Source organism: Streptomyces sp. NPDC055189 (genome assembly GCF_053606765.1).
This window is the reverse complement of the sequence record NZ_JBSGSG010000023.1, coordinates 79,646-104,247: the sequence shown is the minus strand read 5'-3', so window position 1 is coordinate 104,247 and position 24,602 is coordinate 79,646. Positions and strand designations below refer to the sequence as shown.

At 71.3% G+C, this 24,602-nt stretch carries 20 protein-coding genes and 1 tRNA gene; 9 read left to right on the top strand and 12 right to left on the bottom strand.

Annotated features, from left to right (window positions below):
• Positions 1 to 68 precede the first annotated feature (68 nt).
• The 4 genes from ACWFR3_RS19275 to ACWFR3_RS19260 form a co-directional block, all read right to left on the bottom strand.
• Positions 69 to 1,316, bottom strand: a complete 1,248-nt coding sequence (locus tag ACWFR3_RS19275; RefSeq protein ID WP_453735793.1) for a S8 family serine peptidase — start codon at positions 1,314 to 1,316, stop codon at positions 69 to 71.
• Entirely contained in the window at positions 1,313 to 4,630 is a 3,318-nt protein-coding gene (locus ACWFR3_RS19270; RefSeq protein ID WP_453735792.1) for a right-handed parallel beta-helix repeat-containing protein, read from the bottom strand. Before ACWFR3_RS19270 ends, ACWFR3_RS19275 begins: the two co-directional genes overlap by 4 nt.
• Positions 4,631 to 4,786: 156 nt before the next feature.
• Positions 4,787 to 6,001: a ricin-type beta-trefoil lectin domain protein gene (locus ACWFR3_RS19265; protein ID WP_453735791.1), complete on the bottom strand. Its 1,215-nt coding sequence runs from the start codon at positions 5,999 to 6,001 to the stop codon at positions 4,787 to 4,789.
• On the bottom strand, positions 5,998 to 6,756 hold the full coding sequence (locus ACWFR3_RS19260; RefSeq protein ID WP_453735799.1) for a type VII secretion system-associated protein: 759 nt from the start codon (positions 6,754 to 6,756) through the stop codon (positions 5,998 to 6,000). Before ACWFR3_RS19260 ends, ACWFR3_RS19265 begins: the two co-directional genes overlap by 4 nt.
• A gap of 537 nt (positions 6,757 to 7,293) precedes the next feature.
• Here ACWFR3_RS19260 and ACWFR3_RS19255 point away from each other — a divergent pair.
• Both ACWFR3_RS19255 and ACWFR3_RS19250 read left to right on the top strand, forming a co-directional pair.
• The gene (locus ACWFR3_RS19255; protein ID WP_453735790.1) at positions 7,294 to 8,490 is read left to right on the top strand and encodes a mannose-binding protein; all 1,197 of its coding nucleotides are present in this window, start codon (positions 7,294 to 7,296) and stop codon (positions 8,488 to 8,490) included.
• A gap of 67 nt (positions 8,491 to 8,557) precedes the next feature.
• The gene (locus tag ACWFR3_RS19250; protein ID WP_453735789.1) at positions 8,558 to 9,475 is read left to right on the top strand and encodes a hypothetical protein; all 918 of its coding nucleotides are present in this window, start codon (positions 8,558 to 8,560) and stop codon (positions 9,473 to 9,475) included.
• A gap of 21 nt (positions 9,476 to 9,496) precedes the next feature.
• On the opposite strand, the gene ACWFR3_RS19245 is transcribed toward ACWFR3_RS19250, so the two are convergent.
• The 3 genes from ACWFR3_RS19245 to ACWFR3_RS19235 all read right to left on the bottom strand — a co-directional run bounded on the left by ACWFR3_RS19245 (position 9,497) and on the right by ACWFR3_RS19235 (position 11,623).
• The gene (locus tag ACWFR3_RS19245) at positions 9,497 to 9,862 is read right to left on the bottom strand and encodes a VOC family protein (RefSeq protein WP_453735788.1); all 366 of its coding nucleotides are present in this window, start codon (positions 9,860 to 9,862) and stop codon (positions 9,497 to 9,499) included.
• A 42-nt stretch (positions 9,863 to 9,904) separates the two neighbouring features.
• Positions 9,905 to 10,552 (bottom strand): TetR/AcrR family transcriptional regulator, encoded by a 648-nt coding sequence (locus ACWFR3_RS19240; RefSeq protein WP_453735787.1) that lies wholly within the window; start codon positions 10,550 to 10,552, stop codon positions 9,905 to 9,907.
• A gap of 90 nt (positions 10,553 to 10,642) precedes the next feature.
• Positions 10,643 to 11,623 carry a formylglycine-generating enzyme family protein gene (locus tag ACWFR3_RS19235; protein WP_453735786.1) on the bottom strand — a complete coding sequence of 327 codons (981 nt, stop codon included), beginning with the start codon at positions 11,621 to 11,623 and terminating at the stop codon, positions 10,643 to 10,645.
• 116 nt (positions 11,624 to 11,739) lie between these two features.
• On the opposite strand from ACWFR3_RS19235, the gene ACWFR3_RS19230 reads away from it, so the two are divergent.
• The 3 genes from ACWFR3_RS19230 to ACWFR3_RS19220 all read left to right on the top strand — a co-directional run bounded on the left by ACWFR3_RS19230 (position 11,740) and on the right by ACWFR3_RS19220 (position 16,749).
• Positions 11,740 to 13,947 carry a sulfatase-like hydrolase/transferase gene (locus ACWFR3_RS19230; RefSeq protein ID WP_453735785.1) on the top strand — a complete coding sequence of 736 codons (2,208 nt, stop codon included), beginning with the start codon at positions 11,740 to 11,742 and terminating at the stop codon, positions 13,945 to 13,947.
• A 49-nt stretch (positions 13,948 to 13,996) separates the two neighbouring features.
• Complete coding sequence (locus ACWFR3_RS19225) at positions 13,997 to 15,904, top strand: sulfatase-like hydrolase/transferase (protein ID WP_453735784.1); 1,908 nt, start codon at positions 13,997 to 13,999, stop codon at positions 15,902 to 15,904.
• 92 nt (positions 15,905 to 15,996) lie between these two features.
• Positions 15,997 to 16,749: a VOC family protein gene (locus ACWFR3_RS19220; protein WP_453735783.1), complete on the top strand. Its 753-nt coding sequence runs from the start codon at positions 15,997 to 15,999 to the stop codon at positions 16,747 to 16,749.
• A 61-nt stretch (positions 16,750 to 16,810) separates the two neighbouring features.
• Here ACWFR3_RS19220 and ACWFR3_RS19215 read toward each other — a convergent pair whose 3' ends face one another.
• A complete protein-coding gene (locus ACWFR3_RS19215) occupies positions 16,811 to 17,485 on the bottom strand; it encodes a class I SAM-dependent methyltransferase (protein ID WP_453735782.1) in 675 nt (224 codons plus the stop codon).
• Between the two features lie 20 nt (positions 17,486 to 17,505).
• Positions 17,506 to 17,874: a hypothetical protein gene (locus tag ACWFR3_RS19210; RefSeq protein WP_453735781.1), complete on the bottom strand. Its 369-nt coding sequence runs from the start codon at positions 17,872 to 17,874 to the stop codon at positions 17,506 to 17,508.
• Between the two features lie 237 nt (positions 17,875 to 18,111).
• On the opposite strand from ACWFR3_RS19210, the gene ACWFR3_RS19205 reads away from it, so the two are divergent.
• Both ACWFR3_RS19205 and ACWFR3_RS19200 read left to right on the top strand, forming a co-directional pair.
• On the top strand, positions 18,112 to 18,384 hold the full coding sequence (locus ACWFR3_RS19205) for a hypothetical protein (protein ID WP_453735780.1): 273 nt from the start codon (positions 18,112 to 18,114) through the stop codon (positions 18,382 to 18,384).
• Between the two features lie 296 nt (positions 18,385 to 18,680).
• Complete coding sequence (locus ACWFR3_RS19200; protein WP_453735779.1) at positions 18,681 to 19,325, top strand: TetR/AcrR family transcriptional regulator; 645 nt, start codon at positions 18,681 to 18,683, stop codon at positions 19,323 to 19,325.
• 34 nt (positions 19,326 to 19,359) lie between these two features.
• Here ACWFR3_RS19200 and ACWFR3_RS19195 read toward each other — a convergent pair whose 3' ends face one another.
• Both ACWFR3_RS19195 and ACWFR3_RS19190 read right to left on the bottom strand, forming a co-directional pair.
• The gene (locus ACWFR3_RS19195; protein WP_453735778.1) at positions 19,360 to 20,661 is read right to left on the bottom strand and encodes a hypothetical protein; all 1,302 of its coding nucleotides are present in this window, start codon (positions 20,659 to 20,661) and stop codon (positions 19,360 to 19,362) included.
• A 241-nt stretch (positions 20,662 to 20,902) separates the two neighbouring features.
• Positions 20,903 to 21,568, bottom strand: a complete 666-nt coding sequence (locus ACWFR3_RS19190) for a Pr6Pr family membrane protein (RefSeq protein ID WP_453735777.1) — start codon at positions 21,566 to 21,568, stop codon at positions 20,903 to 20,905.
• A gap of 489 nt (positions 21,569 to 22,057) precedes the next feature.
• On the opposite strand from ACWFR3_RS19190, the gene ACWFR3_RS19185 reads away from it, so the two are divergent.
• Positions 22,058 to 23,668: an MBL fold metallo-hydrolase gene (locus tag ACWFR3_RS19185; protein WP_453735776.1), complete on the top strand. Its 1,611-nt coding sequence runs from the start codon at positions 22,058 to 22,060 to the stop codon at positions 23,666 to 23,668.
• 158 nt (positions 23,669 to 23,826) lie between these two features.
• Here the strand turns inward: ACWFR3_RS19185 and ACWFR3_RS19180 are convergent.
• Positions 23,827 to 23,900 (bottom strand) — tRNA-Pro (locus tag ACWFR3_RS19180).
• A gap of 108 nt (positions 23,901 to 24,008) precedes the next feature.
• Here ACWFR3_RS19180 and ACWFR3_RS19175 point away from each other — a divergent pair.
• The gene (locus tag ACWFR3_RS19175) at positions 24,009 to 24,521 is read left to right on the top strand and encodes a DUF309 domain-containing protein (RefSeq protein WP_453735775.1); all 513 of its coding nucleotides are present in this window, start codon (positions 24,009 to 24,011) and stop codon (positions 24,519 to 24,521) included.
• Positions 24,522 to 24,602 lie beyond the last annotated feature (81 nt).

Below are 24,602 nucleotides of genomic sequence, written 5' to 3'. Positions count from 1 at the left end.
CGACTCTTGGTGGCCCCCGCTTCCTGTTGCGCCCGGTCTTTCGCCCGGTCCGTGACTCAGCCCTCGACTCAGTCCTTCGCCGGTCCACCCGCCTCGGCCGGGCGCCAGCCCCTGCCGCGGGCCCGGGGCAGCACAAAAGCGCCCCAGAGAAGGGCGAAGACGGCGGCCGAGCCCAGCAGTACGAACAGGGTGGCGCGGTCCGTCGCGCGATCGGCGCCGGAGGTGTCGCGCACGGCCACGGCGTTCGTCGCGTGCTCGGAGCCGGTGGAGTGGCCCGAGGAGCCGAGGACCGTGGTGACGGCGGCGTAGGCATCCAGCTGCGGGATGTCCGCGGGGTAGGCGGTGGCGGTCAGGCGGCGCGCGACGACATCGGGCTTCTCGCCGGGGTGGGCGGCGCGGACCACGGCGGCGGCCCCGGCTGCCTGGGCGGCGGCCACCGAGGCGCCCGCGCCGAGATAGTGGCCCGCGCCGCGCGGCCCGCCGGAGACCACTCCGGCGCCGGGGGCGGCCAGGTCGATGCCGTCGGTGGGAAGCGCGCCGTCCGGGCGGACACCGGCGGGGAGCATGTCGGCCACCGAGAGGACACTGGGTTCACCGGCCGGCCAGTAGGTGCGGGAGGGGACCTCATCGGCGCCGCGCCCTGTCGCGTCCGGGGTGGCCGCGGCGATGACCACGGCGCCCGCGCGGCGGGCCTCGGCGACCGCGCGGGTCAACTCCTTGTCACGGCGCGGCAGGGCCACCGCGATCGCGATGACTCCGGCGCGGGCCTCGGTCGCCTCGCGCACCGCCCGGGTGACCAGATCGGCGTCGGCCTGCCCGCGCGTTCCCGTGCCGCGCAGGGCCAGGATCTCGGCGCCGGGGGCGACCCCGGCCAGGCGCGGGCTGTCCCCGCCGTTGCCTGCGATGAGGCCGGCCAGGAAGGTGCCGTGGCCCACGCAGTCCTCACCTGCCGTGCCCCCGGCGGTGACCCGGCCCTTGAGCCCGGCGGCATCGGGGGCGACACCGGTGCCGATCAGGGCGACGGTCACGCCCGCACCGGTGCCGTACTTGTGCAGCCGGTCCAGATCCAGGCGCTGGCGCGACCAGTCCTGTTTCTCGGCCTTCTCACTGGAGGCGGGGGTGCAGGGCGCGTCCCCGGCGTCCGGATCGAGCGCGGTGGGCATGCCGGGCAGTTCCTGGCCCTTCTTGCCCTCGGCCGCCGGAGGCTGCGCGAAGGGGCCCGCAAGGGCGGCAGGGGCGGACACGGTGAGCAGCAGCGCGGCGGCGAGACCGGCGCCGGACAGCAGGCGGGCGGACCCGCGGGCGGATGACTTCACCGGGGGGCCGCCTTCGGGGCCGCGGACACGACGTCCTCGGGGATCAGGATGCGCAGGTCGTCCAGGGTGGGTGCGGCCAGTGAACTGAGGCGTCCCGCCTGGCGCGTGACCATCGACTCGACCACCTGGCGGGCCAGGCGTGCGTTGCCGAAGGAGCGGTCCCTCGGCAGCGAGTCGAAGTACTCCCTGAGCAGCGGTCCTGTGCCGGGACCGCACTCGTATCCCATGGCCGCGGCCTGGGCGCGCACGATGGTGACCAGCTCTTCCGAGGAGTAGTCGGAGAAGCCGATCCGGCGCGGGAAGCGCGAGGAGAGGCCGGGGTTGGAGGCGAGGAAGCGCTCCATCTCGTCGGTGTAGCCGGCGACGATGACGACCACCTCGTCGCGATGGTCCTCCATGAGCTTGAGCAGGGTGTCCACCGCCTCCTGGCCGAAGTCGGCGCCGCCGCCGGCCGGGGTGAGGGTGTAGGCCTCGTCGATGAACAGCACGCCGCCGCGGGCCCGTTCGAAGACCTCGCGGGTGAGCTGGGCGGTGTGGCCGATGTAGCGGCCGACCAGGTCGGCGCGGGCCGCCTCGACCAGCTGGCCCCGGTTCAGGATGCCCAGTTGGGTCAGGATCTCGCCGTAGAGGCGGGCGACGGTGGTCTTGCCGGTGCCGGGCGGCCCGGTGAAGACCAGGTGGTTGCTGAGCGAGGGCACCGGAAGGCCTGCGGCCGCGCGGTGGCGGGCGGTGGTGATGAGGTTGACCAGGTCCGCGACCTCGCGCTTCACCTCGGCCAGGCCGACCATGTCGCCCAGGCGGGTCAGCGGGTCGTCGGCCGGGGCCGCGCTCTCGGCGCCCGTGGCCGCGGCGGCCACGGAGACGTCCTCGGGCAGCAGCAGCCGCAGGTCGCTCTCGCTGACCTGCGGCAGGGTGGCAAGACGTACCGCCTGTCTGTCCACCATCTCCTCGAACACCCCGCGCGCGGCACGGCCGTTGCCGAAGCCCGCGTCGCGCGGCATGGCCTCGAAGTGCGCGGCCAGCGCGTCGGCGGTGCCCTCGCCCAGCTCGTACTGGTGCTGGGCACACATGTTGCCCATGATCGCGACCAGTTCGGGCACCGAGTAGTTCTCGAACTCCACGGTCCGCGAGAAGCGCGAGGCAAGACCCGGGTTGGAGCCGAGGAAGGAGTCCATCTCGCGGGAGTAGCCGGCCGCGACCACCACCACGTCGTCGCGGTGGTCCTCCATCAGCTTGAGCAGGGTGTCCACCGCCTCGCGGCCGAAGTCGGCGCCGCCGTTGCCGCTGTCCGCGGTGAGCGTGTACGCCTCGTCGACGAACAGCACACCGCCAAGAGCACGCTGGAAGGTCTCGGTGGTCTTGATGGCGGTACCGCCGACGACCTGCGCGACCAGATCGGCGCGGGAGACCTCCACCAGGTGTCCGCTGCGCAGCGAGCCGAGTTCGGCCAGGATCGACCCGTAGAGGCGGGCGACGGTGGTCTTGCCGGTGCCGGGCGGCCCGGCGAAGATCAGGTGCCGGCTCATCGGCGGCGCCGACATGCCGAGTTGTTCGCGGCGCTGGGCGAGCTGGGTCAGATTGACCAGGGTGCCCACCTGCTGCTTGACGTTCTCCAGGCCGATCAGCGCGTTCAGGGCGCCGAGCGGGCCGTCCTCGCGGTCCGGCGGCGGCGCGTCCCCCGAGCCGGAACCCGCCGGGTCGGTGTTCTCCGCGCTGCCGGTGCCCCAGGCGTCCCGCTTGCCGTTGCTGACGCTGCTGAGGCCCTCCACGGCGAGCCGTTCACCGGGCGCGGTCTGCACCAGGCCGCCGCCCGCGTTCTCCCTCGCGAGGCAGTTCACCACGGAGACCGGCGCGGTGGACTCCACCCGGAAGCCGTCCTGTTCACCGCCGGAGACCTCGCAGCCGCTGAGCGAGGCGAGCGCGCCCTCGCGGAGCAGGAAGCCGTGGCCCTTGGCGGCGTGCACCGTGGTGCGGTTGGCGGTCAGTTCGCCGCCCGCGGCGACGACCACCCCTTCCTCGCCGGATATCTCCACGCGGAAGTCGCGGACGGTGACGTTGCCGCCGTCCTCCACGAGCAGGCCGTTGGCGGACGTGTCGGAGACGCCGCCGCCGGCCAGGTAGAGGGTGCTGCCCGAGGCCACGCGCACGCCCGCACCCTTGGGCCGCACGACCTCGCAGTCCTCGGCGCGGCCGCGGGCGTCCTTGGTGGCCGCGATGCCGTCACCGGCGGGCTCCACCAGACGGGCCCGGCGCAGCAGCGGGTTGGCGCCGCTGCGTACCGCGATGGCCGGCGAGCCGCCGATCACTTCCAGACGATCGAGCTCGGGCGCCGAGTCCTCCTCCAGGAGCAGCGCGGTCCCGTCGCAGTCGCGGACCGTGAGACCGGTCAGCGCCGGCGACGCTCCCCCGGCGACCCGCAGCGCCGCGCCCTGCGCGCCGTCCACCCAGCAGTCCTCGAAGGTGCCGCGCGCCCGGTCGGTGACCAGGACGCCGTGGCCGCGGGTGCGCGAGACCCGGCAGCGGCGAAGCACCGGGTCGCTGCCCCCGGCCAGCGCGATCCCGTTGCCGGACGCGCCGGTGACGCGGACGTCCTCGAGCGTCGTACGGCCCGCGCTGCTCAGGTGCACGCCGGTACTGGTGTCGTGCACCACGGTGCGCACTACCGTCAGGGCGGAGTTCTCCTCCAGGGCGATGGAGGGTTTGTCGGTGGAGGAGAAGTCGCAGTCCTCGACGGTGCCGCGGGCCTCGCCGTTGGCGAGCAGGCCGTTGCCGCGCGCGCCGCGCACCGTACAGCCGCGCACGCGCGCGTCGCCCTCCTCCGCGATGACCAGGCCGCTGGTGCCCAGGTGCTCGAAGTTGCAGGACTCCACGGTGGTGGGCGTGGTCGAGGTGACCACGATGCCCGCGCCCTGCGGGTTGCTCACCCGGCACTCCCGCAGCGCCAGGGAGCCGGTGCCCCCGGCCAGCATCGCGGTCCAGGCGGCGCCGACGATCTCGCAGCCGTCGAGTGCGGCCTGCCCGCGCCGCACGTCCACGGCCGGCAACTCCGCGTCGCCGCCGCGCAATGTCAGCTCGGAGAGCATCACCGCGTCGGCGCGCAGCGCGAGCACACTGCCCGAGCGCGGCCTGATCTCCACGGTGCCCCGCCCCTCGGCGGCGGTGAGGGTGACCCGGGTGTGGATCACGAGGTTCTCCGCGTACGTCCCCGGCCGGACGCTGATGAGCGCGCCGGTCCGGGCGGCCACGAGTGCCTCACCGATCGTCCGGTAGCGGTCCTGGCCTCCCTGACCGACCGTCAGTACCTGGCGCGACACGCACCAACCTCCTTGCCATGGCGGCCTCTGCAACGGGGCGCCCCCTCACCGGGAGCGCGGTGTCGGCGAACCGACGGTGCCATCATGCCTCGCCCCGTGCGGCGGGCGGGCGCCGGGAGTGATGTGCTCCCGGTCCGGTGCGCCAGGGGCGTCCGGTCAGACGCTCCACTTCTGGTTGTCCCTGCCGGTGCAGCCCCACAGCTCCAGAGGAGCGCGGTTCTCGCGGTTGCTGCCGTTGATGTCGACGCACTTGCCGACCACGGTGTTGACCAGGTCGTGGCTGGCGTTCAGCGCGAACTTCTGGGCGTCGGCGCCGTTGCACCAGGCGATCTGGATGGCCGTCCGGTCGTTGAAGTTCGCGTTGGCGACGTCCAGGCACTTGCCCTGGATGCGGATGGTGCCGTCCGAGGCGAACTGGAACTTCTGCGCAGGAGCGCCGTTGCAGTCCCACATGTGCAGCTGCTTGCCGTCGCTGAAGTCGTGTCCCGGTACGTCGATGCAGCGGCCCGAGAGGTGACTGCGGAAGGAGACGGGGGCGCTGAGGGTCAGGCCGGGGTTGGCCTTCTTGGGCGTGTCCTTCTTCCCGTCGGACTTCTTCTCGCTGCGCTGCTTCTCCGTCTGGGTCTTCTTGCCGTCGTCCTTCGACTCGGCCTTCTCTTCCGCGTCCTTCGCCGGGGCGGACTCGGCGGCTTCCTTGGCCGGCTTCTCCGGCTTCTCGGCCTTGCCGTCGTCCTTCTCGTCGTCCTTGGAGCCGGTGTCGGGCGCGGTCTGTGCGAAGTCGCCCGGTGCCTCCTGCTCGTCGCCGCCGAGGACGGTGCCCGCCGACGCCGAGGTCTTGCGGTCCTTGTCGTCGTCCCCGCCGAGCGTCAGCAACGGCACCGACACGAGCAGCGCCCCGGCGACCGCGGCCCCGGCGAGCACCGCCCTGCCCGGCCGGCCCACCGGCCCGGTCCGCTGCTGCGGCTTGCCGATCGCCGTCGCGGACACGGTCCGTACGAGCGCGGGCAGCCGGCTCTTGGCCGCGGTTGCGGCTCCGGGGTCGGCCTCGGGCTCCGTACCGGACTTGGCCCCGCTCGCGGATGCGGCTGCTTCGCCTTCGCCGGGTTCGGCGCCGCTCTTGCCCTGACCGGCCGCTGCTTCGGACTTGGCGGGTTCGGGCTTGGCTTCGGTCTTGACGGGCTCGGGCTTGGCCTCGGCCTCGGTCTTGGCCTCAGTCCCGGTCTTGGCCTCGGTCTTGGGCTCCGTCTTCGACTGGGGCCCGGTCTTCGACTTCGACTCGGCGACGGTGGCCGCCGCGGTCATCGTCTCTTCGCCGTCGGAACCGGTCTCGGCCCTCTGGGGCGTGGGGGGCTGCTGGGCCGAACTCGTCACGAGGTCCTCCCTGTGGTGTGGGGTCGGGGTTCAGGGGAGTCCGGAGCGTCCGCTGCGGGCGTCTGCTCGGTCCCCGGCCCGCTAACGGGATCGAGAAGGCTGTCCGCGGGGATGAGCAAGGGGGCTGCGGCACCGGCGTTGACCGACAGCCAAGTGCCCGATCCGCTCAGCGAACGCGCCAGCTCCCGCGCCGGGAGCATGTCATGCATAAGTGCCGCGGACATGAACTCGTGTGCCGGGGAGGTGAACGACAGCACAACCGGGGATCCGTCCTGCCCGGCGGCCGTGAGCGGGCCGCCGTCCGGTCCGCGTACCACCGTGAGCTCCGCACCGGCGAGCGCCGCGAGCGCCTCGTCCACCGAGCCGTAGCCGGTGGCGGCCCGCTGTGCCGCCGCGTCCACCGGGTCGGTGGGCTCGGGCCAGCCGAGCACCCGGGCCGACGGCCGGTAGGCAGGGTTGGCGCGGTAGTCGCCCACGCCGCCGCTCTCGTCGGACTGCCACTCCCCGAGCACCGCCCATTCCGGTGGCGTCCGTTCGTCGGTCCACTCCGGGTCGACGACACCGATCCAGTGTCCCGGCGCTCGGCGGGCGGCGGCTCGTACGGCCTCGGGTATCTCGGGTGTGACGGTGCCTTCTTCGGGGGCCTTGGGCGCTGCGTCGGCGGATGGCGCGGGGGTGGCGGCAGGGCCCGGCCCGTCGGACGTCACGGGCTCGACGGCATCACGCCTGCCCTCTTGCCGTTCTCCGGGCCGCATCTTCACCTGAACTCTTCGGTCCGTACGCATCGTTGGGCGCCGGACAACAGGCGCGCACGCCGACACTGATCACGTCCGGGAGTCACCAGAATGCCACACGCGTCCCTCCCGTTGGGTTTTGGGGAAGATCCGTTTCGGGCTCAGGCGTGCCCGTTTGACGCCCGAGTGGAGAACTTTTTGGGAGCAGTGAGGCGTGAGGGGACAAAGCGAAGGGACCGTTGTGACGGGAGAAGCGGTCATGGGCCCCGTGACGGGCTAAGTTGGGCACGCTGTCGGCCCCGCCGACGTGCAGTGCGTTCCGGCCGGACCTCCAGGCCAGGGCCGTACGGGAAGACCTCGCAGCCCGGAAGGCGTCGGACCGGCCTGCGGCCGCCACCGCGACCGACCACGCGGAGACCGGCATCAAACACCGAGCCGAACCGGCTCATTTCGACGCGGCTCCCGCCCAACACCTGTGTGGTGACCGGCGCTCGACCGCCCCGGCCGCCACGCGGACTTGTGCTCACCCCCGACAGCTCCGCCCCCGAGGAGTACCGCATGTCCCCCCAGCACCGCACCCCCGGCGCGAACGCGGAGACGGCCGCCACCCCCACAGGAGAGGCCGGACCGCCGACCACGCCCTCCGCCCCGGACGAACGGTCCGAGCCGCCCGCGCCGGACGGGGGTCCCGGACCCTCCAAGCCGGACGGAAGTTCCGGGCCCTCCACGCCGGACGAGAACGCCGCTCCTGCCGCCCCGGACAACAAGGCAGCCCCCGTCCCGGCCCCAGCCCCATCCGGCGAGGAAGCCTCACCCACCGCCCCGGAGGCCAAGGCCACCTCCACCCCGGACGGGAAGACCACCCCCACCACGCCGGAGGCGAAGACCGCCGCCCCCGAGGCACCCGGCGAAGAGACACCGACCCCGCCCGCAGCCACCCCCGAGGCAGAGTCACGCACCTCCCCGGCCGGGAAGGCCGCCGCCGCGCCCGACGGGAACACCGAGGCACCCGAGGAGGGCCGCGTCGCCGTGGCGGCGGCCGTCGGCACGGCGCCGCCCGGCGTCAAGTCCGCCACCGGCGTCGACAGGGGGCGCCCCCGCAAGCCGGTCCTGGCGGGCGCCGCGATCGCCGGTGCAGCCCTGATCGCGATACCCCTGCTCCTGGTCGGCAGCGCGCGGAACGACGAGCCCCCGCAGGGCAACAAGGAGCTGTCCGCGGGAGACACCGTCCTGAACCCGAATTCCGGGCCCGCGGCCGACTACAAGGCCAAGAAGCCCAGTGCGTCGCCGTCCGAGAAGAAGCCGAAGAAGACCGAGAAGCCCAAGGCCCCGGTACCCAAGGTTGCCGTGCCCGCCCCGCAGCCGAGCCCGAGCAAGTCGCCCGAGAAGAAGCCCGCGTCCAAGCCCAAGCCCAAGGCGGCCCCGAAGCCGAACTGGAGCACCGAGACCGTATCGGCCCCCAGTGTCCTCGAGGTCAAGCAGGCCTGGACCACCAACCGCATCCGCATGGTCATGCAGACCGACGGCAACCTCGTCGTCTACAACGAGAAGGGCAAGCCCATCTGGGCGGCCATGACCTTCGGCGAGAACCACCGGGCGATCTTCCAGCAGGACGGCAACCTCGTCATCCACAACGGCGACGACCGCCCCATCTGGGCCTCCAAGAGCCACGGCCACGAGGGCGCCCAGCTGGTCCTGCGGGCCGACGGCAAGGTGGTCATCGTGCACAACGGCCGGGTCATCTGGTCGACCTGACACCGCGGGCTGCGGCATTCGGCGACGCTCGGCACCGGTCCGCGCCCGCGTGAGCGAGAATCGGCGGGTGCCGGAGTACCGCTCGATCACCGCGTTGGACAGGCTCCTCGACGAACTGGCTGTCGGCGAGGCCCGCCGCCGACAGCTGGGCATGGTCCGCGGCGAACTGCTGCGGGCCCTGTCGCGTGACGCGCTGCCCGTCGGCGCGCGACGCTCCCTGCGCCGGCTGCTCGAACGCGACGCGCTCGGCCCCTACCTGCGCATCGCGGAGTCCGGCGCCCTGCGCGCCCGGCTGGTGAAGGGGGCGCGGCCGCCCACCTCGGAGCCGACCAACGAGATCCGCAGGCAGTGCGTCGACGTGCTGCGCGAGTCGATCGGCCTGCCGCCGCTGCGGCTCGCCGGCGGCGCGTTGATGCTGCAGCCCACACCGGAGTTCGGCGACCTGGCGGCCCTGCGCAACCAGCTCGACCAGGACCTCGGGACCGGCCGTCTGTCGCCGGGCCGGACCCGCCTGACCGCCGTACTCGCCCTCATCCTGGACGCCGCCCCGCGCTCCGGCGAACTGGTCGCCTTGCGCCTGTCCCACCTCGCCCCCGACAACCGCGCGGTGTACGTCGAACGCCGCCCTCAGCACGGCAGCAGCCAACCGGAGCAAGGCGACTGGCTGGCTCTCTCGTCGCTGAGCCGGGCGGCGCTGGAGCGCTGGCTGCCGCTGCGCCGGGAACTGGTCGAACGCGCCCACGGCACCAGCAAACTGTGGGTGAGCCTGCGCCCCAACCACGCCGGACTGCTCGACGACGACGGCCTGGCCACCCTCCGCCCGGCCGGACTCCCCCTGGAGGAGAACGGCCTGATCACCAGCTACCGCCGCGGCCGTGCCCGCTACAACCTCAGCACCCTGCTGCCGCCGAAGCCGGAACAGCTGCGCCGGGCCGTCGTCGCCGAGACACCCCGTCCCTCGGTCCTTCGGGCGAAGGCACCATGACCGGCCCGCGGCAGGTGGCTCTCAGCTCGGGGACATGACTTCGTAGAGATTGCGGGCGTCGTCGACGAAGTACAGGCCGCGGGCGCACAGCGGGTGGTCGATCCGGCCGTTGTCGGGCTCGCCGGGGTCATTGCCGTAGGGCACCCCGGCGGCGCGCAGACGGGCCAGGATCGCCTCGATGTCCGCGGGGGCGACGTCGAAGGCCAGGTGATGCCCGCTCGGGTTCTCGACCGTCATGAAGTCCAGCGTGAGGGTGTCGTTGACCCGCACCGGGGCGAAATGCCGGTCCGGGCCCGCGTAGTGCAAACCCATGACGGAGGCGAAGAAGCGCGCCGCCGCGTCGTTGTCGACGGCCGGGACGATGGTGTGGTTCAGCGTGATGGGCATGATGCGCCTCTCGGGCTGGAGCGGCCGGGACGGGACGCCGGCTCACGGCTCCCCCGGCCGGGACAGGACGCCGTGCAGAAAGACATGGACCAGGTCGGGGATGTCCACGTGCGGCTCCCCTGCCTTCTCCTGAGCGGCTTGTGGTGACGACGGTCTGCCGACACCGACGAACAGCAAGCCCAGGAAGATCAGCGCGGCCTGCTCGGGAGCCAGGCGCAGCGATGCCCGCTCCGGCTCGAAGAGTTCGGACAGTGCCTCACGCACCCGCGCGGAACCGGCCGCGCGGTCGGGCGCACCGCCCGCGCCGCCGGGACGGTCACCGCGGCTGCGCCCGCCCGTCGCGTGGAGTGCGCCGACCAGCGCGCCGATCCGGTCCACATGGGCGTGCAGCGCCGAGACCGCCTCGGTGAGCCGGGCGGTCAGCGGCTGCTCCAGGGACACGGCGGCCAGTTCCGCGACGGCGCTGTCCGGGCTGAGCGCCTCGGACACACAGGCGTCCAGGAGTTCGTCCTTGTCCGCGAAGACACGGAAGATCGTGCCTTCCCCGATGCCGGCGGCCTGCGCGACCTGGCGGGTCGTCACCGCACTGCCGTGCTCGATCACCAGAGGCAGGGCGGCGCGGACGATCATCTCCCGCCGCTGCTCGGGGCCCATCGCCGGCGCCCGGCGCCGGCTCGATTCCGTGACCATGCGGAAAAGTATCGGAGTGAGCACTCACTCCGTCAACCCGCCCGCCGTATACCCGCCGTATATAGGCCGTTGGCCTGCGAGTTCTCCGGTCTACGCATCCGCCGCGCAGCGGAACCCGCAGTTCCCGCTGCTCGAATCCGGGGTATTGGAGGTCCGCGCCGCCACCCGGTAGCGGTTGCAGTACGAGTCGTGGCACATGTACGAGCCACCCCGCATCACCCGCCCCTCACCCTCCCCGGGCCCGCGCGGGTCCACCGCGCCGGCCGCGTCGTGCACGGCCGTGAAGCGGTCGCCGACCCACTCCCACACATTGCCCACCACATTGAAAAGCCCGTACGCATTGGGCCGATAGGCGTCCACCGGCGCCGTCCCCGTGTGGCCGTCCTCGCCGGTGTTCACCACCGGGAACCTGCCCTGCCAGATGTTGCACCGCCACCGGCCCCGCGGCGTCAGCTCATCGCCCCAGGGGTAGCGCGCCTGGTCGAGGCCGCCCCGCGCGGCGAACTCCCACTCCGCCTCGGTGGGCAGCCGCTTTCCCGCCCAGGCGGCATACGCGCTCGCGTCGTCCCAGCTCACATGCGTCACCGGGTGCCGCGCACGGTCCCCGACCCCGGAGCCCGGCCCCTCCGGCGCCCGCCAAGTGGCGCCCTGCACCCCGCGCCACCAGGGCGTACCGCCGGGCGCGGGCGTCGCGCGCACCTGCTCGGGCGCAAGGAAACCCGCAAAGACGTACGACCAACCGAACCGCTCGGCGGCCGTCACGAAGCCCGTCTCCTTCACGAAAGCGGCGAACTGCGCGTTGGTGACGGCATGTTCATCGATGCGGAACGCCGATACGGTCACTTCACGCACCGGCCCCTCCCCGTCGCCGGGATTGGCATACCCGTCCTCGTTGCCCATCCGGAACGTCCCGCCGGGCAGCGCCACCATGCCCCGGCCTGAGGCACGACGGGCCGCGGGAAGGGGGGCAGGGACAGCAGGCGCGGACAGCGGGGCCTGCTGTGAGCCGCCCGCGCCCCGGCTCGCCGCGCAGCACGCCGACACCTCCGCCGCGCCCTCGCCGGCTGTCACAGAAATGTCATACGCAGTCAATGGTCTCCACCTCGTCCGCACACAGATGATCGTGGTCGTCCGACCCGATCCTCCGCTAGTCATCCCGTCCGATCCGCCGCCCGTGAAGGAGCCCCATGCCCAACCGCCGCCAGTTCCTCACCGGCTCCGCCGCAGCGCTCGGCATGGCCACCCTCCCCGCACGACCGGCCTCCGCCGATCCTGGCACGTCCGGCCGGGCCCCGAACATCGTGGTGATCCTGGCCGACGACCTCGGATACAGCGAGCTCGGGGCGTACGGGCAAAAACTCATCGCGACGCCCAGACTCGACCAGCTCTCCGCCACAGGCCTGCGCTTCAGCCAGGCCTACGCGGCCGCCGCCGTCTGCGCCCCCTCACGCTGCTCGCTCCTGACCGGCCTGCACGGCGGCCACGCGGCCGTACGGCAGAACCCGTTCGACGGCCCGCAGGGTTCCATCGGCGACGACGACACGACCTTCGCCGAGGTACTGCGGGCGCGCGGCTACCGCACCGCGTGCATCGGCAAGTGGGGCTTCGGGCCCGACGAGGCGGACCAGCCCAGCCACCCCAACGCCCGCGGCTTCGAGGAATTCTTCGGCTACATCGGGCACGGCCACGCCCACGAGTACTTCCCCGCCTACCTCTGGCACAACGGCGAGAAGACCGAGCTGCCGCAGAACCAGGACGGCAAGAAGGGGGCCTACGCCATCGACCTCATCGAGGAGCACGCCCTCGACTTCATCGACGCCCACTCCGACGAGCCGTTCCTGCTCTTCCTCACCCCCAACATCCCGCACGCCCCCTCCGACATCACGGACACCGGCCAGTACGACGACCGGCCCTGGCCCGCCGCCGACAAGGGGCACGCCGCGCAGGTCAGCCGCCTCGACACACTCGTCGGCAACGTCGTGGACCGGCTCGCGGAACACGGCATCGACCGGCACACCCTCGTCCTGGCCACCAGCGACAACGGCCCGCACGAAGAGGGCGGACTCAACCCCGACCTCTTCGACGCCAACGGCCCGCTGCGCGGCTACAAGCGCAATCTCTACGAGGGCGGAGTACGGGTCCCGCTCATCGCCTGGCAGCCCGGCACCGTCCGGCGCGGCACCACCGACCGGCCCACACCGCTGATCGATCTGCTGCCCACCTTCGCCGAGCTCGGCGGCGCACCGGCGCCGCGCGACATCGACGGCCTCTCCGCGGCCGCCCTGCTCACCAGGGCCCCCGCCGGGAAGCCCCCGCTGCACTCCCACCTCTACTGGTCGCGCAACGACCCGGGATCCACCAAGCGCGCCAACGCCGTCGACAAGGGCCGCATCCTCAAGCTCGCCGAGTCCGTCCGCAAGGGCGACCTCAAAGCGGTCCGCTTCGCACCCGCACGCGACCGCACCGCCCCCGACGACCAGTGGCAACTGGAGCTCTACGACCTCGCCACCGACCCCGGCGAAACCAACGACATCGCCGCCGCACACCCGGCAACCGTCACCGAACTGACCGCCCTGCTGCGTTCCTCATGGACCCAGTCGTACGACCGCGAAGCCTTCGGCCTCAGCATCCAGAGCCCCGAACTCAGCCTGCCCGGAGGCCAGTTCACGGTCACCGTCACCTTCGGCAACTCCTCCGCGCAGACCTGGAACGACGCCCGCCTGCGGCTCGACGTGCCCGACGGCTGGCGCGCACGGCCCGCATCGCCGCGCGCGGTGGACCGCCTCAGACCCGGCAGCACCCTCAAGGCGACCTGGGAGGTCACGGCCCCCGCGAACGCCGCGCCGGGCGCCCGGTTCCCGCTGCGCGGCGAGGCCACGGCGACGTACAACGGCAAAAAGCTGCACCACACGAGCACCCGCATCATCAACACACCTCCCCCGCCACCCACCGCCGACAGCTACCTCAGCGACCTCGACTGGGTCTCGGCGGCCAACGGCTGGGGACTCGTCGAACGCGACACCTCCAACGGCAAGAAGCCCGCGGGAGACGGCACCCCGATCAGCTTCGGCGGGACCGTGTACGCCAAGGGGCTCGGGGTGCACGCGCCATCGGAGATCGTCTACTACCTGGGCGGACTGGCCTCACAACTCACCGCGGTCGTCGGCATCGACGACTTCTCGGCGCAGCAGAGCAGCACGGGCGGCACCCGCGCCCGGGTCTTCGGCGACGGCGTGCAACTCTTCGACAGCGGTACCCTCACCGCCGCGGGAGGCCCCAAGGGCGTCGACGTGGACATCAGCGGGGTGCGACTGCTGCGACTCGTCGTCGAGGACGCGAACGGCAACGGCTCCTACGACCACACATCATGGGCGGCGGCACATGTGAAGGTCTGAATGAACCGGCCCCCGCCCTGCCCTCCACCGTCGTACGGGAGTTGCCCTTATGCCCGCATCCCTTGACCCCGCCGTCACCCGCCGCACCTTCGGCACGCTCGCCGGAGCGGCCCTGACGACCGCCGCCGCGGCCCCCACCGCCAGGGCCGCTGCACGCCCCGAGCCGCCCGAGCGCCCCAACATCCTCTGGCTGGTCGCCGAGGACCACTACCCGTTCGTCGGCACATACGGAGACCCCCTCGCCCGCACCCCCACCCTGGACCGCCTGGCCCGCGAGGGCATCCGCTACGACAACTCGTACTCCACGGCCCCGGTCTGCGCCCCCTCCCGCTTCGCGCTGCTGACCGGCGTCGCCCCGCAGAGCGCCGGACCCGCCCACCACATGAGAGCCCTCGGCCACATCCCCGCATTCCTCAAGGGCTTCCCCCAATACCTGCGCGAGGCCGGCTACTACACCACCAACAATGCCAAGACCGACTACAACACCACCATCGACCTGCCGGCGACCTGGGACGCCTCCAGCACGACCGCGCACTACCGCGACCGCCCGGCCGGAGCCCCGTTCTTCGCCGTCTTCAACGACGCGACGACCCACGAGTCGTCCCTGTTCAGCGCCGAGGACGGCACCACCCGGCGCGACGAGATCCGGCTGCCCACCTACCTGCCCGACACCGACGACATCCGCGGCGACTTCGCCCACTACTACGACGCCATGGGGAAGATGGACGCCCATGTCGCCGCGCAACTCGGCGAGCTGGAGGCGGCAGGCCTCGCCGACGACACCATCGTCTTCTTCTACTCCGACAACGGCGGCGTCCTGCCCCGCAGCAAACGCCACTGCTACGACGAAGGCCTGCGCACCGCCCTGATCGTGCGCCTCCCCGCCAAGTGGGCCCACCTCGCACCACGCCCGGCCGGCTCCGCGGAGAGCCGCGCGGTCACCTCCGTCGACTACGGGCCGACCGTACTCGCCCTCGCCGGAGTCGACATACCGGACCACATCCAGGGCCGCCCCTTCCTCGGCGCACACCGGCTTCCTCCCGCCCCCTACGCGTTCGGCGGGCGCGACCGCATGGACGAGCGCTACGACATGGTCCGCACGGTCCGCGACGCGCGCTACCGCTATCTGCGCAACTACGCACCCCACCGCCCCCGGGGCCAGCACGGCGCCTACGCCTGGCTCGCCCGCGGCTACCAGTCCTGGCAGCAGGCCCACCTGGACGGCACACTCGACCCCGTACAGGAAAGGTTCTGGGGCCCCAAGCCCGCCGAAGAACTGTATGACCTGCACGCCGACCCGGACGAGATCCACAACCTGGCCGCCGATCCGGCCCACGCCCGCACCCTGGCCCGCCTCTCGCACGCCCTGGACGGGCACATCATCACCGTCCACGACAACGGCTTCATCCCCGAGGGCAGCCCCCTGGAAGGCTGGCAGGAGAGCCGCCGCGCCGGGGCCTACCCCCTGCGCCGCGTGATGCGTCTGGCGGGTCACGCCATTGAACGCCAGAGGCGTCATCTCCCCCACTTCATACAGGAGTTGGCCGACGACAACGAGGTCGTACGGTACTGGGCCGCGCAGGGCCTGCTGATCCTCGGCCGGGCCGCCGCCCCCGCACTCCCCCACCTGACCCGCACCCTGCGCAGGGACGACTCCCCCCAGGTCCGGATCAGCACCGCCGAGACACTCATCCACCACGGACACCACGCCACCGAAGCCATCCGCTTCCTGAGCCGCACCCTCACCGAACACCCCAACGCCCGGGTCCGCCTTCAAGCCATCAACGCCCTCACCTTCATCGACCCCGAACTCGCCCGCCCGGCCCGTGCGGCGATCGAGGCGGCCGCCACCAGCAAAGACGAGTACCTGCACAACGCGGGCCGCTACCTGAGGTTCGTGCTCGACGGGACGTACACCCCGTCGTCACCGGTCTTCGAACCGGTGCCCTCGGGCTGACTCCGCCGGCCCCTTGCCGGTACCGAGCCAGTTGATCTCCCTTCGATGACGGAAGCTGCGGATGCCGTACCAGGGTGCATAAGGTCACGGACATGGCACTGCGACCGGTAAACGTGAACATGAAGGCACTCGACGACGCGCTGGTCGGCCAATTCTGGGCGGAAGCCCTCGGCTGGGGCGTTGCCGGCGAAGGGCCCGGCATGACCAACGTCGAACCCGGCGGCGACTTCGTCTGGCCCGACCCGGCCGCCGTCCGCATCGACGTCGTCACCGTCCAGGAAGCCAAGACACCGGCCAAGAACCGTACACACATCGACCTCGCCACCACCTCGACAGACCATCAGGCGGAGCTGGTCGCCCGCCTGAAGGCACACGGCGCGACGCCCGTCGACATCGGCCAGGGCGACGCGCCGTGGACGGTCCTCGCCGACCCGGAGGGCAACGAGTTCTGCGTGCTGGAACCCCGCGAGATGTACAGGGACACCGGCCCGATCGCCGCGGTGGTGATCGACTGCGCGGAGCCACGTGCCATGGCCCGCTTCTGGGGCGGGGCAACGGACTGGACGGTGCACGAGGTCACCGACGATCACGCCCGGCTCCGCTCCGCCAAGGACGTCGGCCCGTACATCGAGTTCCTCCGCACACCCGACGCGAAGACCGTGCCGGACCGTGTCCATGTCGACCTGATGCCGTACACCGACGACGATCAAGAGGCGGAGGTGTCCCGGCTGCGCGCCCTCGGCGCCCACGACCTCGACCTCGGCCAGGGCGACGTCCCGTGGAAGTGCCTGACCGACCCGGAAGACCACGAGTTCTGCGTCCTCGCCCCCCGCCGCACATCCTGACGCGAAGCCTCGACTTCAGACGCGGCGCCCCGGCTTCCACACGGTAGTACCATCGCCGCGATCACCGGACGGTACGGGCGGCGAACACCGTGCTGCGGACCTGCTGGTTGCGCGGGTCAGGGGATTGATCGACCGTCCCGACGCGGTACCCGTGCTCGGCCAAGACCCGCAGCCAGCCCTGGATCGAATACATCCACCGCACGACGGGAACGCGTCCGGTGGCCGGGGTGTAGACGACCATCTGGCGACGCCCTTCGGGGGCGCCGGGAGCACGGGTCATGCACGAGAAGACGAGCCGCCCGCCGGGCTTGAGCCGCTGGTGGAGGGCGGGCAGGAGTTGGTGGGGATCGGCGAACCAGAGGCCGCCGAACACCGAGAACACGGCATCCAGCGGCGGCAGGTGCGGGGCGATACGCACGGCGTCCCCCAGCCACCACTCCAACGTCTCGTGAACGGCATGCTGCGTGGCGGCCTGACGGATGCGCACGGGCGAGACATCGTTGCCGATCCCGCGGACGAGACCGTACGCGGCGAGATGGGCGAGGTGCTGACCGGTACCGCACCCCAACTCGGCGACCGTCGCGCCCTCCAGCCGGCCCAGGAGCTCGACACCGGGCCCGGGCGCATCGCGAAAGTGCCAGTACAGAACGGGCACTTGGGCGGTTCGGGTGGTGGTGAGCGTGTCCCAGGCCTTGCGGTTGAACGCGGCGTCACGCTCGATGACGGTACTGGGCATGCGCCCCTCCTCCCGGCTGTTCAGCGCCCGCCTTCGCCCTTGTGCAGCACCCGGGCCAGCATCAGGACACCTCCGGCCGCTGCTCCGGCCGCCCCCGCGGCCAGGAAGCCGCCGGAGGCACGCCACGACAGAACCGACCACCGCGACTGGGCGGAGAACAACGACCCCGTGCTCAGCCACGACCCGGTCGAGATCAGCGACAGGGAGGACCCGATCGAGCCGACCGAAAGGGCACTTCCGATCGAACCGACCGACAAGGCCGAACCGACGGAGCCCACGGACAGCACCGAACCCACTGATCCGATCGACAACACAGAATCCTGCGACCACAACGACAGCGTCGAACCGGAGGAAGCACGACGGACCGACCGTACGGACAGCTTTGTCATGAGGCCATCCTGCCCTCCTGCCGCTCCGTTCCGGGGTTCCGGGCAAGCCAACTTTCGCTGACGGAGCCGGGCGAGCTGGCTCTGGAGTCGGATGCGCGGACGAGCCGATGGGCTTGTTATTACTACCGATTATTGGTGCCGCTGTACGGGTGAAATGCGGCTGGGCACGTCTGTGCAGTGGACGAAAAGGGGAGGACCCGGACACACCCCCATGATCGCGTACCTGAAAGGGACCCCATGCGTATTCGTACCGCCCTGGCCGCCACCGCTCTCGCCGCCGGTGCCGTGTTGGGCGCCAGCGGCACCGCCCTCGCCAACGACGACGAGGGCTGGCACGGCGGCTACGCCTACGAGAACCTCGGCGGCCCCGCCGGCATCACCGAGGGCGCCGGCTACCGCTCAGGCGACGACGACATGGGCTGGAAGGCCGGCTTCGCCTACGAGAACCTCGGCGGCCCGGCCGGCATCACCAAGGGCGCCGGTCACGGCGAAGGCGGCTTCGACGACTGACCCACCAGTCGCCGGCTGAACACCCAGCACCACCCCGAAGGGGGCCCGCCAGGAGCGGGCCCTTTTCGTCGTGCTCCCCGAAACCGTGCTCCCGACACGAGGAGCGCGGCCGTACGCGCGGGACGGCGCAACCCGTACGCCGGTCTGCACCCTGACGCGGGTGCGGATGATGCCGGCGCAGTAGGGTCACCAGCGCTGCAGGTGTGAGGATGCGGAGGCTAGACGTGGGCCGCGAGACGGACCAACAGGCTGATCAGATCAGTGTCGGCGGCCGGGGCGGCGGGAGCCGGGCTGCGATGGACGCGGATGCTACGGCGAGGCTGCTGGAGCAGGCAGCCCTGCAACTGATCGAGCGAGACGGGGTTCTGGCCGGGCTGAATCTGCGGGAGGTCGCAGACGTCGCGGGAGTGAACCGGGGGCTGGTCTACCACTATTTCGGCTCTCGCCGGGAGCTGCTGCGCGCCGCTCTGTCCCGCCAGGCGGAACCGCGCCGCTCGCAGCTGCTGGTCAAGAAGGGGCCGGCCCGGTTCGCCCACCGTGTCACCCGGTCGGTGCGCGGGTGTGTGCGGCACGCTTCCACGGTCCGGCTCGTCGTGTTGCTGCTGCTCGACAAGGATCCCGACCTGACCGTGATGCCACAGCTGGAGGTCACGCAGGAACGGCTGCGGGAGGACATCGAGACCGGCCATGTCGCCGCGGATGCGGACCCGGTCGCCCTGCATACGTTCCTGAAGTCGGTCAACTACGGGTACGTGACGTCCCGCAATGCTCTGGCCAGGGAGTTCGGCCTGCCGGTGCGTGAGCTGGACGCACGCTTCGAGCAGCTCCTGGAGCGGATGTGCGCGAGCCTGGACGGCTCTGGGGCTGCTGCTGCGGATCCGGCTTCCGCGGATGCGGTTTCTGCGGATGCGGTTTCCGCGGATGCGGAGCAGCAGCCCTGAGTTACTCGCGTGCGAGGTGAGCGCGTTCGGAGGGTCAGTGACTGCTGTCCGTGCTGCAGCCCAGCTGCTGTTGGGCTTGGCGGGTGCTCATGTGAATGCCGGTGGGCAGGTAGGAGCCCATGACCTTGGCTTCGTCGTCGCCGGTGCGGGTGTTCTTCGGGGTCTGGGTAAAGGTGTCGGCGGGCAGCATGTTCCGCATCAGCACCAGCGCGTCGTCCGGGTGACCGGCTCCGTCCCCCTTCGCGGGCCACGGGAGCCAATTGACGCCGCACGCCGTGGTCGCGTTGCGGGGGCGGTCCCGGGGCCGGGAGACGACCACGGTGAAGTAGCCCTTGCGGTCGGTGTGCATCCGCTCGTCGTACAGGCAGCTCTGTGGTCCGTCGACTTTCGAGCTCCATGCCTCGTAGGTGCACATCGACCAGTAGCGCAGCTGCCCGGACGTCATGCGGTGCTCGCCGTCATGGGTGGCGGGCGTGGTCGGCATCTTGGCACGCATCACCACGACCGGCCCCAGCTTGCGGTTCAGGCGGGTGGAGACGTAGGAGTTGTCGATGTTCGGGTACTGCCCGCCGCCGCGGGGCGGCGCCGGGGTGCACCGGTCGTGGTACTCGCACTGACGCAGCCAAGCCGTCGTGTAAGAGGTGTGCCATTCGACGGGGTTCTCGGCGGGGAAACCGGCCGGCTTGTCCGGCTGCTCGTAGTCGGCCAGGTACTGGTCGATGGGCGTGACCCGCGGCCCCAACGGGCCTTGCCCCGGGTCGATGGCGTCGCACAGCGCCTTCCCGCGCAGCTGCTTGCCGTCGGCCAGGGTCAGGACCGGGTCGGGCAGGCCCACCCCACCCGTCGCGTCCCTGCCACGATCGGGCACGTACACGCGGTAGATCAGCGACTGCTCGGTACTTCCGGGCTGTCCGCCGTAGAGGGTGTTCGGTGCCGCCCGGGCCGGGTCGGACGGCGGGGCCTTGGGAGAGACCTCGACGGTCCAGGAACGTTTGGGGAAGTTGCGGTTTGCCCCCGTCAGGAACGGGTTGCGTGAGCCGCGGTCCGGCTTGATCTGCTGGTCGTTGAGCGCGGTCAGTGGTGCCGCGGTGGTGGCGTCGTAGGAGTTAAGGGACTGATAGCGGGCGTGTGCGTAGCGCCCGTCCAGGGAGAGCTTCGCACCGTCGGGAAGCGAGTAGTGGCTGGCCCAGTACAGGGCCTTGGTGTCCAGGTAGGCGAAGTTGAACTTGTCGACGTCCGAGGTGAACGGGCCGGTCCAAAAACACGAGGAGTCCGGCGTCTGGTGGCGCGGGTTGCCGGAAGGCGGCTCGGAACCTGCGGCCGTGGAGGTCAGCAAAGCACCCCCTAGCACGGTGACAGCGAGAGCGACCACGCTGCGACGGCCTGCAGGCCACGATCGGAAGGTGGGCATGAACACTCCCAGCATGGAGGACGGGGGCCGGCCTGCAGCCGGTCCGACGGTGGCGCGAATCTAGACAGCGTTTAGCGTTACGTCAATGATCTACGCAACCATAGGCCCCTGAGCTGCACAGATATGTCGAGAATGCTTGCACAAAGGCGTGACGGCGATGCGGCGCTCACGCGCCTCCTCCCGTCGTGACAGCACGCTGCGCAGGCAAGTGACGGTCAATCCACCGCAGGGTCAGCGCGAGCACCGCGCCGATCACCAGCACTGCGGCGACGTTCCGCAAGACCACCGGGTAACCCAGGTCACCGACGTCGAGAAACGGGTACGGGTACCAGCCTGTCGTTGCCCCGCGCACCAGGGTGTAGCCGATCCACGCCAACGGCCAGGCGAACGAGCACACGAGCGTGCGCCGATCGGTCTGCCTTCGCGGGCCGAACAGGAGCCAGCCCGCCAATGTCGCCGGCGGCGCCACGTAGTGGAACGCGATCGTGCACCAAAGCGCCGCACCCGACACATGCACCTTCGAGGCCAGCACGGTCACGAATACCAGCCCCGTGATCAGAATGCCGAGCAGCGACGTCAACCGCAGCACCCGCCAGACCCGGCCTTCCCGGCCCGGATCAAGCACCAGCCCCACGCACGCGACCGCGACCAGCACATTCGAATCCACCGTGAAGAAGGAGAACGCCCGCACCAGACGTGAGGCGACGCTGGACTCCGGGTCCACCCGGCCCGAGTTGGCATCCGCTCCGCCCGAGACCAGCAGAACAATCTGCGTCGCCAGCGCCGCAATGATCACCGCGGCCAGAACGCCGTGCCACGCCCTCGACGCCATCAGGCATCCAGAACGTGTCTCCCGACTCTCGCCGGACGAGATCCCACTGTACGCATCTACTCCTTTTTGAGCCTTTTGTTCCATCGGGTCAGTACAACACCACCCACGCGTTGCCCCCGCTTGCAGCGCCAAGACCCGCGCTATCCAAAGCGGTGGAGACTTCGCCCGGCTGAACCCGGGCTCTGCGATCACCAGGGCGTCCCGCACCCGGGCTTCACGCAGCCTTCGCCTGCCGTCGCTTTGCTGCGGGTGCCCGTACGGAGCCGGGGTTTCGGCCAGCCGATCACGGGCGCGAATGGGGCGGGCTCCGGAGCCGGGGCTCGACAGGAGCTGGGGATGCCCGGGTTGCCCGCGGATACGGTGCGGTGATGGGTTCAGGTCACCTCGTTCGTGGTGTTGTTGTGCGCCTGTGGAGGCGTGCCTAGCGTCGGTGGCCGCCGTGCGCAGTATCAGGGGCGTGCGGCGTTCCCCGTTCCGAGGAGGCGCACGATGACCGCGGATGAGTACGTCGAGCCCCTGGAGCCGAGCGCGTACGTCACGCGCGTGAACCAGGGCGGGGCCGAGCTGCCCGACACCGAAAGGCTCTTCACGGAGGCCACGCGGCAATTGATCGCGCCGCCGGTCGAGCAGGCTCTGGAGTCCCGGGGCAGCAAGAGCGGCACGAAGGTGTGGGACTTCGCCGCCTTCGACTTCCTGGCAGACGGGGGCCCGGCTCCCGACTCGGTCGCGGCACCGGTGTGGCGGCAGGGCCAGTTGAACTCCTCCGCGGGCGTGTTCGAGGTCATCACCAATCAGCAGAGCCAGGTGCACCAGGTGCGCGGCTACGACCTGGCCAACATGACCATCGTGACCGGGGCGAGCGGCTTGGTGGTGATCGATGCGCTCGGCTCCTACGAGACCGCCCGGGCGGCGCTGAAGCGCTACCGCGACACCGTCGAGGCAAGCCGGGGTCGTCCGGCCCTGCCGGTGAAGGCGGTGATCTACACCCAGAGCGGGGTGGACCACTTCGGCGGCGTGCGCGGGCTGTTCGCGGAGGCGGGCGACACGCTCCCCAAAGATCTGAGGGTGTACGCACCCGAGGGGTTACTCGCGGACGCGCTGCTGCGGCAGATCACCCAGGGGGCGCGCACCGCCCGCCTGGTCGACTACGCGTACGGCACCCGTCTGGAGACGAGCCCGGTCGGGCTGGTCGATTCAGACCTGGGGCGGACCGTCTCCCTCGGCGACCCGGCCTTCGTGCCCCCCACTGACACGGTCGGCGGCCTCCTGCCCGCGGCCACCGCCCGGGACAAGTGGCCCGCCTGGGCGAGCATCCCCTGGCGAGAGGGCTTGTACGCCGTGGAGATCGACGGCGTGAAGCTGGTGCTGCAGCCCGCGAGCGGACACGCCTCCCCCGCCGAGCTGAACCTCTACCTGCCCGAACACCGCCTCGTCCACCTCGCGGGCCCCGGGCTGCTCGGCGGCCCCAGCCGGGCCCGCGCCGCCTTCCTGGACGCCACACTCACCGCCTTCGCTGCAGACTCCGATCTCGGATCGTCCGCCTACGGAGCACCCGTCTGGTACTCCGACCAGTCCAAGGACCGGGTGCGGCAGTGGCTGACCGCACACCGCGACGCCGCCAGTGCCGTACCCGACGCCGGCGCGGCGGCGGCGCTGCTGTCCACCCCCGGTTACGCCGACACCCCGGCCCGTACCGTCCGCGAGGTCTGGGCACGTCTGGCCGGCACCGACCCGGGCACCGCCCAGCTCGCCGTAACCGCCAAGGCCACCCTCCTCACCCGGGGCGGGGCCTCCAAGGCCATCGAGGCCGCCCAGCGTGCCTACGACTCCACCACCCCCGACTACTCTCAGGCGGCCCTGCTCCTCGACCCGATCATCTCCGCCGCCTCCATCCCCCTCGCCATCAACTCCAAGACCGAACAGCAGGCCCGCGCCCTCCAGTCCAACGCCCTCACCCAGCTCGGCTACCTCGCCACCCACTGCCGCTTGCGAAACGCTCTGCTCACCGCCGCCGCCGACGTCCTGAAGCCCGGCTCGATCCTGACCCGCTTCCCACAGAACATCGCCGACTTGGCCGCTGCCGCCAACCCGGTCGGGTAACCCGCTCTGACACCCTGTGGGTGCCCGTCACCGCCCATCCGACCGGCAGTTGCGCAGCCCAACAAGCCCACCTCACAGGTTGACGTCGCTCCCAGAATTGCTCCCAAAAAAACGAAGTAGGGGCCATCCGAAGATGGCCCCTACCTGCGACGTTTCCGTCGGGACGACAGGATTTGAACCTGCGACCCCTTGACCCCCAGTCAAGTGCGCTACCAAGCTGCGCCACGTCCCGGTGCGCGTGTCCCGCGGTGTTCTGCGTGATCGCGCAGACAGAACTTTACCGCACGTTCGGGAGTGGTCCGCGCCCCCCGGCGGACGTCCGGAGAGGGACAATCGGCTTATGAGCACCGCACCTCGACCCGATGACCGTGGCCGTGACCGTGACGCCGAGGGGCGGGCCCGCAATGCGCGGCCGCGGGACGGGCTCGGGCGGCCGTTGCCGTACGGGACCGAGGGGGTGGAGCGGCAGCCCGAAGGGGTCACGCGTACGCCCGGGGAGACGGTCGCTCAGGCGCAGGCCCTGCTCGACGCGGGGCGGCCCTTTCATGCGCACGAGGTCTTCGAGGACGCCTGGAAGTCGGGGCCCGATGACGAGCGTGACCTGTGGAAAGGGCTCGCGCAGCTTGCCGTTGGGCTGACCCACTCGGCCCGCGGCAACCTCACGGGCGGGGCGCGGCTGCTGCTCAGGGGGGCCGGCGCGATCGGCCAGGGGAAGTGGGGGGAGCGGCCGTACGGGATCGATGTGGATGGACTTGTGGAGTGGGCGCGGCAGTTGGCGGAGTTCTTGGAAGAGGACGGTCCGACTGTGGATGCGGCCCAGCACGCCCCCCGGCTGCGGGGAGCGGCGCGGTAGTGGCGGTGTCTGTCATGGTGGCGTCTGGCATGGGGAGCGCATCACTTCGCTGGGCGCCGCCAGAATCCTCGCCGCGCCCGT

Excerpts from the sequence above, each read along its gene's own strand:
- ACWFR3_RS19260 (WP_453735799.1), bottom strand. The coding sequence starts at position 6,756 with ATGCGGCCCGGAGAACGGCAAGAGGGCAGGCGTGATGCCGTCGAGCCC.
- ACWFR3_RS19255 (WP_453735790.1), top strand. The coding sequence starts at position 7,294 with ATGTCCCCCCAGCACCGCACCCCCGGCGCGAACGCGGAGACGGCCGCC.
- ACWFR3_RS19245 (WP_453735788.1), bottom strand. The coding sequence starts at position 9,862 with ATGCCCATCACGCTGAACCACACCATCGTCCCGGCCGTCGACAACGAC.
- ACWFR3_RS19240 (WP_453735787.1), bottom strand. The coding sequence starts at position 10,552 with ATGGTCACGGAATCGAGCCGGCGCCGGGCGCCGGCGATGGGCCCCGAG.
- ACWFR3_RS19230 (WP_453735785.1), top strand. The coding sequence starts at position 11,740 with ATGCCCAACCGCCGCCAGTTCCTCACCGGCTCCGCCGCAGCGCTCGGC.
- ACWFR3_RS19225 (WP_453735784.1), top strand. The coding sequence starts at position 13,997 with ATGCCCGCATCCCTTGACCCCGCCGTCACCCGCCGCACCTTCGGCACG.
- ACWFR3_RS19220 (WP_453735783.1), top strand. The coding sequence starts at position 15,997 with ATGGCACTGCGACCGGTAAACGTGAACATGAAGGCACTCGACGACGCG.
- ACWFR3_RS19215 (WP_453735782.1), bottom strand. The coding sequence starts at position 17,485 with ATGCCCAGTACCGTCATCGAGCGTGACGCCGCGTTCAACCGCAAGGCC.
- ACWFR3_RS19210 (WP_453735781.1), bottom strand. The coding sequence starts at position 17,874 with ATGACAAAGCTGTCCGTACGGTCGGTCCGTCGTGCTTCCTCCGGTTCG.
- ACWFR3_RS19205 (WP_453735780.1), top strand. The coding sequence starts at position 18,112 with ATGCGTATTCGTACCGCCCTGGCCGCCACCGCTCTCGCCGCCGGTGCC.
- ACWFR3_RS19200 (WP_453735779.1), top strand. The coding sequence starts at position 18,681 with ATGGACGCGGATGCTACGGCGAGGCTGCTGGAGCAGGCAGCCCTGCAA.
- ACWFR3_RS19190 (WP_453735777.1), bottom strand. The coding sequence starts at position 21,568 with ATGGCGTCGAGGGCGTGGCACGGCGTTCTGGCCGCGGTGATCATTGCG.
- ACWFR3_RS19185 (WP_453735776.1), top strand. The coding sequence starts at position 22,058 with ATGACCGCGGATGAGTACGTCGAGCCCCTGGAGCCGAGCGCGTACGTC.
- ACWFR3_RS19175 (WP_453735775.1), top strand. The coding sequence starts at position 24,009 with ATGAGCACCGCACCTCGACCCGATGACCGTGGCCGTGACCGTGACGCC.